The sequence below is a fragment of the Streptomyces sp. NPDC014676 genome, from assembly GCF_043084105.1.
In the GTDB taxonomy this organism is placed as follows: Bacteria; Actinomycetota; Actinomycetes; order Streptomycetales; family Streptomycetaceae; genus Streptomyces.
Genome location: NZ_JBIBZI010000037.1, coordinates 1 through 8,510, shown reverse-complemented (window position 1 = coordinate 8,510; position 8,510 = coordinate 1). Strand labels below are relative to the sequence as shown.

The following is an 8,510-nucleotide window of genomic DNA, read 5'->3' as shown; positions in this document are numbered from 1 at the left end:
CGCCCACTCCCGCACCACCGAGATCAACGCCTCCCACGCCGTCACCGTCTCCCAGCCCCGCGCCGTCTTCGACATCATCGACAAGGCGGCCCGGGACATCACCGGCTGACTGCGCATGGAGGACAGCGGCCCGCGCTGACCGGGGGCGTGAGAGAAGGGGGTCCCCAGGCGGGCCGTCCGCTCCGGGAAGACATTCCGGCGGATGCCGTGCTCGGCGGTGAAGCCTCCAGCGACCGCCGGGTGTTGACGACCGCGTTGTGGTCGTCGATGTCGGGTGCGCGCGTACGGGCAGCGGAGGGTGCCCAGCCCGTACGCGCGGAGGGGGTCCGTCGAGAGCCGCGGCCGCCCGACGGAAGGTAAAGTCTGTGCGTTCACCGAGCGATGCCGAGGAATCCCTCTTGTCTGCTACGTTCCACCCCCTTCCCGAAGGAATCCACCGGGCCACTCTCCGTACCCGGCGCGGGGAGTTCTCCGTTCTGGAAGGCGGATCTGCCTCGACGGCACGTGCCACCGTGCTTCTGCTGCCCGGCTACACCGGCAGCAAGGACGAGTTCATCCCCTTGCTGGCGCCCTTTCTGCGGGCGCGTTACCGGGTCGTCGCCGTGGACGGCCGTGGCCAGGACGGGACCACCGGACCGGCGTCCGAGGACGCTTACCGGCAGGAGGCCCTGGCCGAGGACGTGATCGCACAGGCTGAGGCACTCGGCACGGAGGTACATCTGCTCGGCCACTCGATGGGCGGGCACGTCGCCCGTGCCGCTGTGCTCGCGGATCACCGCCCCTTCGTCTCGCTGACCCTGTTGTCGTCAGGGCCTGGACGCGTCGGGCAGGGACGCCGGCTGCAGCTCGAGTTCCTTCTCGGCGCCCTGGAGTCGATGACGATGCAGGAGGTGTGGGACACCATGCAGAAGCTTCGTCCGGCGGCTCGGGCGGACGCGGAGTATCTGCGTCGGCGATGGCTGCGCACGAACCCCACCCAGCTCCGTGTGGCAGGAGCCCAGTTGCTGTCCGAACCTGATCGCACGACGGACCTGCTGGCTGTCCCGCTGCCGAAGCACGTCATCCACGGGGACGCCGACGACACCTGGGAGACCGCCGACCTCAGGGACATGGCGCACCGGCTGGACGCGCGTCACACCGTGGTGGCCGATGCTCAGCACTCCCCCAACCTGCAACAGCCCGCCTCCACGGCTGCCGCGCTGACGAGCTATTGGAACACGCTGTCCCCGGTTCCACGGCGTCCTTCGGAGCTGCGGCACAGTGTCCCGCGACGATGAACCGCCGCGGGACGCCGACCGGCTGATCACGCCTGCGGCCTGAAGCCGCCGGCCTGCGCGATCGTCGCGGGGTGCGGTGAGTTCCCTCCGGCGAGGCCGGCTCGCCCGCCGTCGGGCGAACGACGAGCGAGCGGCGCGGTCATCGGCCGGGGCCGCGTCGTTTCCGATGCGGCCCTCAGAGATGAACCGGCAGTCCGGCCTTTCCGTTGAAGATGAACGTGGGCAGCGGCTGCGGGTCTTCGTCCGGTTCAGCCAGTTCCATGTGCGGGAAGTAGGTGAAAAGGGCCTGCAGAGCCACTGAGGCTTCGACGCGTCCCAGGGGTGCGCCGATGCAGTAGTGCACTCCATGGCCGAATGCCACGTGCTCCTTGTTCACGCGGTGCACGTCGAAGGCATCTGCCGTGTCCCCGTGGACCTCCGGGTCGCGTCCTCCCGCCCCGAATCCCATGATGACGGGGTCGCCCTGGCGAATCACCGTGCCCTCGCCGAGATCGATGTCCTCGACGGCATACCTGAGAGGCATGTGCTGCACGGGGGCATCGCGGCGCAGCGTCTCCTCGACGACCGCCTGCCATGTCGCCTCGCCACTCTTCACGGCGGCCAGTTGTTCCGGATGCCGGAGCATGTTGTACGCGGCGTTCGTGATGAGTTCGGTGGTCGCCGGAACACCGCCGGCAATGGTGACGGCCAGAGCCAGCACGCGCTCCTCATCCGTCATCCCGGCCTGGGCCAGTGTGGTCGCCATGTCCTCCCCGGGGAGGTCCTTCTTCCCCGCAAGCAGCGCTGCGAGGTATCCCATCGCGGACTCGAGCTGCGCGTTCGCCTGGTCGGCGTCCTCGGCGGGGCTGAGGAGGTTCCGCATGGCTTCCGTGGCTTCGGACCATTCCGCTTCCGGGACACCGAAAAGATCACACAGGGTTTCACAGGCGATGACCTGTGCGTACTCCGCGCGTATGTCGACAAGGGAGCCGGAAGTCCCGAGGGAGCCGAGAAGCAGCGGAACCCGTTTCCCGAGATTTTCCCTCAGCGCTTCCAGGCGTTCGGAGGTGAATGCCCCTTCCATGATCTCCCGCAGTCGATGGCGGTCCGACCCGTAGGCGTTGAGAACGGTGGGCGAGATGAGGAAAGGAGCGAGTGGCCAGCCGTCGGGAACGTCCGGGAGTCCGGGCCAGTGCCGCTGCGCGTCCCGCGACAGCCGTCCGTCATCGGAAAGCTGCTTCAACCTCTCGTGCCTCGTCACCGACCAGGCGATGATGCCGCCCGGCAACTCGACCCGGACCGCGGGGCCGAGCGACTGGAGTTCGGCGATGTCTTCATGGAGGGAACGACCCGTGTGATCGAGCGGAAACACTTCGGCTGACATGAGGGGATCCTTTGTCGCGTCGGGGTGAGAAGGTCACGAAAGGGTCTGAAGGCGGTCTTTCACCGGCCTGCGGTGCCGCGGACCGTCAGGCGGTCCGCCTCGTTCGGCAGTCCGGCCGGACAGTGGCTTCCCGGCGGCTGCGGCGATTTCCGGGCATCCGTGCGCCGATCCGGCGGCACCGGGGCGGCGAGCACTCGTCCGACATGTGGGCAGCAGGCGCCCTCGACCGTTTCGGTCTACAGCATCGATAGCGTAGCATGCAATATATTACACGCTGCTAGATGGGATCGAACACCGCGGGGCTCCCCCTTCGGGCTGTGTCCGCTCGCCTCGCGGACTTCTCCCGGCGACGTACGTACGGCGGCGGGTCGCCCACGGGGGTCCCGCGCGCATGAGCCCGCCATCACGTCAGCCGGCCGGCATCGGACCCCCTGTCACCGGTGTCGCGTCCCCGCCCGAGAGGCGGGGACGCGACATCAGGGACTCACCGGCGGCCACCCTCCATGCCCCACTCAGCGGCGGGTTCCCACAGGGCCCGTCGAGCTCTTCGTGCGGGAAGGGACCTCCGCCTTCGGCACGAACGTCAGCGCCGCCACAGCGTCGACCGGCTCCGGCTGGACCCCGCCGTCGCGCCCCTCGAAAGTGGCGTCGAGAAGGTCACGGAGCGACCTGTTGATCTCCATCGGGAGCATCGAGATCATGCAGACCTCTTCCAGCGACGCCGACTCGGCGACCTCGACGAGCTCGTCCTTGAGGTCCTCCCGCGTGTACGTGATGAGGTAGTTGTAGTCCTGCTCGAGCGTGAACAACTTGTGTTCGCGCAGTTCCTCCGGGACGTCGCTCTCCTTGAAGTTCCACAGGAACTTCGCCGGCCCGCCGACGACCGGACCGCCCAGCACGAGCTGCTTCTCCATGAGCGCGTCGAGGATCCGGAACGCCTGCGAGGTCTGCTCGGCACTGATGAACACCTGGTAGTACTGCACGCCTGTCTCCTTCGGCCCGTCACGACGGGCTCACTGATCAGCGGCCCTCTGGCCGCTCCGATGTAACGCCGCTACAGTAACACGAGGGCTATAGCGATGCAACATTCGCAGGTTCACCTATTCAAGAAGGGCCCTCTCGCACCACATCAAGGGGTCGTCGAATGCACCGAGCCAGCAGGCGAAGACTCCGCACCGGGTGTTTATCACAGCCGATCCGGCGAGGTGAGCGGGCACGGAGGCCCTTCCGCCGAGGGGGTAGAACTGACCCCCGGCCCTAGTTGTATCGGTGTTACAATCTTCGGATGGACGAAAACGTATCCACCAGAGACAGGCTCCTCGTCGTCGGTGCCGACCTGCTGCAAGCGGCCCAGGGCGGTGACGTGACGACACGCGCGATCACCCAGGCGGCAGGTGTCCAGGCACCGACGCTCTACCACCATTTCGGCAGTAAGCAGGGACTGCTCGACGAGGTCGTCAGTCACGGCTTCCACCGCTTCCTCGAGGAACGGCAGACATCGCCCAGCAGCGACCCGATCCAAGCGATCGCCCAGGCCTGGGACACACATGTCCGATTCGGTGTCGAGCATCCCGCGTTCTACGCGCACCTCTACGCACGCGTCGAACCCGGTTACAAGTGCGGGGTCGTTTCGCAGGTCGAGCTCATGCTGTTCAACGTGCTGGAAGGTGCTGCCGACCAGCTCGTCCTGTCGCCGGCCGACGCGGCGAAAACCATCCTGGCCGCGAGCAGTGGCGTCGTCATCACCATGATCAGCGAGTTGAACGGCACCGTGGACTGGTCCTTGTCCGACCGCGTCCGCGACGCGATCCTGGCGTCCCTCATCAAGAGGACGACCACTTCGTAACCCCACCGCACCGATGTGCCGCGACGGACCTGTGCCGTCGGGTCGTCCCCGCACCGGGCGGAGACGGCGCGGACCGTCGCGGCGTACGTCCGGGCCCGAGGCACCCTCCCGCTCACCCTCGCTCAGTACCGCCACCGGGCCGCGGCGAACGCCGTCGGCGTGGCCTTCGCCGTGTCGGCCTCACCGCATGCGCGTCGAGCGTGGCACCGGGGCCCGGCTGCTCGGCACGGCGCCCTCGGTCAGCGGGCCCGCCCTCGGCTGACGTACGCGCGGGCGGTGGGATCGCGCAGCCGCGCAGCGGCCTTCATCGCGATCCGCTGAGTGGCCTCCGACTCGCTCGACAGACCCCTGCGGTCCAGGAAGTCCTCCATGGACCAGGCCAGTCGCCAGGCGTACTCGTCGATGCGACGCCCCTCGGTCTGCGCGATGAGTGCCATGAGGACGGCCTGCTCGGAGGTGAACCATGCGGTGGCTTCCTCCGTGTTCGCGAAGGACTCGGGAAATACCTGCGCCGTCGGCTCGTGCAACCGGATGGTGTACCGATCCGGCGCCATGTGCTGTCCGGCGGCGAAGGCACTGTGCAAGTAGTAGTCGAGCATCCGGCACATGGCCGCCTCCTCGTCCTTCGGGGTGTCGGTGGCGGTGAGGAGTTCGCGAGCGTACGCCCTCAGGAGGTCGTGCGAGGCGTACCGGGCCGGTGCGGTTTCCTCGACCAGGCACGCCTGGACCAGCTCCGCCAGCAGCTGCCGGGTGTGCGGCCGGGTGAGGCCCGCGAGGCTTGCGGCGGCGGCCAGCGAGATGTCGGGGCCCGGGTGCAGGGACAGCATCCTGAACAGCCGGGCCGTGGCGGGCGTCAACGCCTTGTAGGACCAGGAGAAGACAGCCCGTACGTCAGTCGTGCTGCCGGGCTCCGCGTCGGTGAAGGAGTCGAGGCTTCCCCATCCCTCACGCAGTTCCTCCGCCAGACTGGCCAGCGGAAAGGTCGCGCGCAACGCGGCTCTGGCCGCCGCGATCGAGAGGGCCAGGGGCAGTCGGCCGCACTGCTCCATGATGACCTCCACGGCCTCGGGTTCGGCTGCGACCCGTTCCTCGCCGATGCGACGGGCGAGGAAGTTCCGTCCTTCTTCGGCCGACAGTACGTCCAGCCGGATCGGCCAGGCGGCGTCCGACGCGATCAGGCCCGTCAGCTGGTTGCGGCTCGTCACGATGGTCAGGCAGCCGGGCATCCCGGGCAGCAGCGGCCTGACCTGGGCCGCGTCGCGGGCGTTGTCGAGCAGGAGAAGGACGCGCCTGCCGGACAGCACGGTACGGAATCGTGCCGCCAACGCGTCGACGTCCTCGGGAACGCTGTGGGACGGAACTCCGAGAGCTTCCACCAAGGCGCGGAGGGCGTGCTTCGCGGTCAGCGGTTTGTGGGAGGAGTCGAATCCTCGGAGATTGACATAGAGCTGGCCGTCGGGGAATCGGTCGGCAACGGCGCGGGCCCAGTGAACCGCGAAAGCCGTCTTGCCCACGCCCGCCATTCCGGTGACCACACTGAGCATCGCCGCGGACGGTTCCGCACCGATGTCCGGAGTGAGTCTCCATGCCTCCTTCATGGCCTCCTCGCGCCCGACGAAGGTGGCCAGGTCGGCCGGCAGTTGAGCGGGAGCCACCAGAGCGCCGTGCGGCAGCCGAATGGATTCATCACGGTTCACGGGTGCGGCAGGTGACGTGCCGGCGTGCGCCCGGTCACGCTCGACGAGCAAGGTCTGGTCCGCCCGCAGAATGCGCTGGTACATCGTTTGCAGGGCCGGGCTCGGATCGACACCGAGTGCGTCCTGCAACAGGTCGCGTGCCTGCAGGTAGGACTCAAGAGCCGCAGCCTGGCGCCCCGACCGGTACAGGGCCACCATCAGCATCTCCCGGAACCGCTCGTTCAGCGGGTCGCCGTTCACCAGCTCGGTCAGCTGCGGGACCAGTTCCGCGTGAGCGCCGAGGTCGAGTTCCGCCGCCAGGTAGGTTCCCTGGGCAGCCGTGCGCAGCGCCTCCAGCCGGACGCGCTGCGCATCCGCGTACCACCCGTGCATGCCGGCCAGCGCCGGTCCCTGCCACAGGCCGAGGGCCTCGCGCAGTGCCGCGACGACGGTCGGGTGATCCTGTCGTGAGGCGGCCTGCTCGGCGAGGGCGGTCAGCTTGCGGAAGGAGGTGAGGTCGAGATCGCCGTCGCCCAGTCGGGTCTGGTAGCCGCTGTCGACGGTCTGGATCACGGATGCTCCCACCAGGCTGCGCAAGCGGTGGATGTAGGAACGGACCGAGCTGATCGCTGAACCCGGTGCTCTCCCGTCCCATGCTCTGTCGATGAGCTCCTGCCCCGAGACAGGAACGCCCTCGGCGAGAAGCAGCACGGCGAGTACGGCTCGCTGCTGTGGCGGCCCGAGGTCCACGCACTCCTTACCGCGCCACGCACGCACGGGACCCAGCACTGAGAATCGAAGGGGCTCATCCGGTTGAGCGGAGTCCCCCGTGTCATACATCAATCCCGAAATCCTGGTCTGAGAGCTGTACGAGTTGGTCATGGTGACGGGTTCCGGGTGATCCAGCGGGCGGACGACCCTGGTAGTCGTGTCTGAGGACGATGCGGGACCTTCGGTCACGATCGGGTGGGCCGGCCGGCCCACAGGGGACAACGGGATCCGTCGAGGCGCGACGGAAGCGGACTCCCCTCTCCAGGCGTGCGGAGGTACCGGTCTGCCGTACGGCAGGCTTCGGCCGCGTGTTTCGCCGGCCTTCCAGGGAACGCCGTATGCCGATGACGTCCACCACGCCCAGGCCACTTCAGTCGAACTACCGAGACATCTAATATGCAATATATTGGACGTTACATGTCAGATAGTCAAGGAGGCGCCGGGCGATGTCCACGGAGGGGGTCACCTGCGCAGCACCAGCAGCGGCCTGTGCCCCGACCAGGGGTGCCGCCGCGGGGATCACCTTCGCCCGTGCCGCGGGCGCTTCCCTCCCGGCGGCGCGAAGCCCGTTCCGGCGGTCCCGCATGCAGGAGGCGTAACACCGCAGGGAACATGCCGTACGTGACCTGGGTAACACCCTGAGCGGGGGTTCGGGACGCGACAACCGACGTCTGCGCCTCGGGGCCGGTTCAGAGCCCGGCGTCCGTGCTCCGGCCCGGGGCGCGGCAGGTGCTCACCGCGACCGGCACCGCGCGACGCCGACGGGCCGCCCGGGAGGCGCTGAGCGTTCCCGGCGTTTCCCTTCCGGGGCGGGGACGGCTCCGGCGGCCGGCCTCGCGCGGTGAGGACTGATGCGGAATTCCGCGGAAGATCCGCCGGGATCCCGGCCGCGCCCCGGCGCGTGCGACGGCGGGGCGGGGCCCGGGCGACGGCGCACCGGGGCCGAGATGCGAGTGCGTGGTGTCGGCGGATACGGATGTGCCGGAGCCGGCCGCGGTCCCGGCCGGGACGTCGAAGCGGCGTGGAGCGACGAGCGCTCGGGTGCGGTGAAGATCTCCTGCCGTCCCCGAGGACGGCGATGAGCATCGTGCCGCACTCGGCCGGGACGCGCGGGACGTCGAGTGCGGCAGGGCAGGAGACCGACCGGGCACCGGTGACGCGGGGACGAGACGGGCCGGCCGGGCACCGTCTCCTGGCCGGCCTCCGCACGAGGACATGAACCGCCTCCCCGTGGCGGCTGCTCGGCTGCTGCCGGCAGGCCCTGCCCGCACCGGCCGCCTTCGGAGCGACGGGACGTCCCGGCCGGGACCGGTTCCAGGAACCCGGGGACGACCTCCTGACGCCACGTCGGCGACGTCCTGAACGTTCGCGTTGCGTGGGCGTCCGGTGCGCACGGGGCTCCGACCGGGCTCGCTGGGCGGTATCGGTCAGGATCTCCTCCTGACCGATACCGCCCCGCCCTGGAGGGTCAGCGGGCGGTCGCCCGGGCCGCCTTGTCGATGATGTCGAAGACGGCGCGGGGCTGGGAGACGGTGACGGCGTGGGAGGCGTTGATCTCGGTGGTGCGGGAGTGGGCG

The 8,510-nt window shown here is 68.9% G+C and carries 5 protein-coding genes; 2 read left to right on the top strand and 3 right to left on the bottom strand.

Annotated features, from left to right (window positions below):
* Nucleotides 1–512: 512 nt before the first annotated feature.
* Nucleotides 513–1,277: an alpha/beta fold hydrolase gene (locus ACF1DX_RS38780; RefSeq protein ID WP_391795845.1), complete on the top strand. Its 765-nt coding sequence runs from the start codon at nucleotides 513–515 to the stop codon at nucleotides 1,275–1,277.
* 175 nt (nucleotides 1,278–1,452) lie between these two features.
* On the opposite strand, the gene ACF1DX_RS38775 is transcribed toward ACF1DX_RS38780, so the two are convergent.
* Both ACF1DX_RS38775 and ACF1DX_RS38770 read right to left on the bottom strand, forming a co-directional pair.
* Entirely contained in the window at nucleotides 1,453–2,640 is a 1,188-nt protein-coding gene (locus tag ACF1DX_RS38775; RefSeq protein ID WP_391795844.1) for a cytochrome P450, read from the bottom strand.
* Between the two features lie 512 nt (nucleotides 2,641–3,152).
* Entirely contained in the window at nucleotides 3,153–3,623 is a 471-nt protein-coding gene (locus ACF1DX_RS38770; RefSeq protein ID WP_391795843.1) for a hypothetical protein, read from the bottom strand.
* A gap of 302 nt (nucleotides 3,624–3,925) precedes the next feature.
* Between ACF1DX_RS38770 and ACF1DX_RS38765 the strand changes: the two genes are divergently transcribed.
* A complete protein-coding gene (locus ACF1DX_RS38765; RefSeq protein WP_391795842.1) occupies nucleotides 3,926–4,486 on the top strand; it encodes a TetR/AcrR family transcriptional regulator in 561 nt (186 codons plus the stop codon).
* Between the two features lie 239 nt (nucleotides 4,487–4,725).
* Here the strand turns inward: ACF1DX_RS38765 and ACF1DX_RS38760 are convergent, their stop codons facing one another.
* Complete coding sequence (locus ACF1DX_RS38760; protein WP_391795841.1) at nucleotides 4,726–7,002, bottom strand: BTAD domain-containing putative transcriptional regulator; 2,277 nt, start codon at nucleotides 7,000–7,002, stop codon at nucleotides 4,726–4,728.
* Between the last annotated feature and the right edge of the window lie 1,508 nt (nucleotides 7,003–8,510).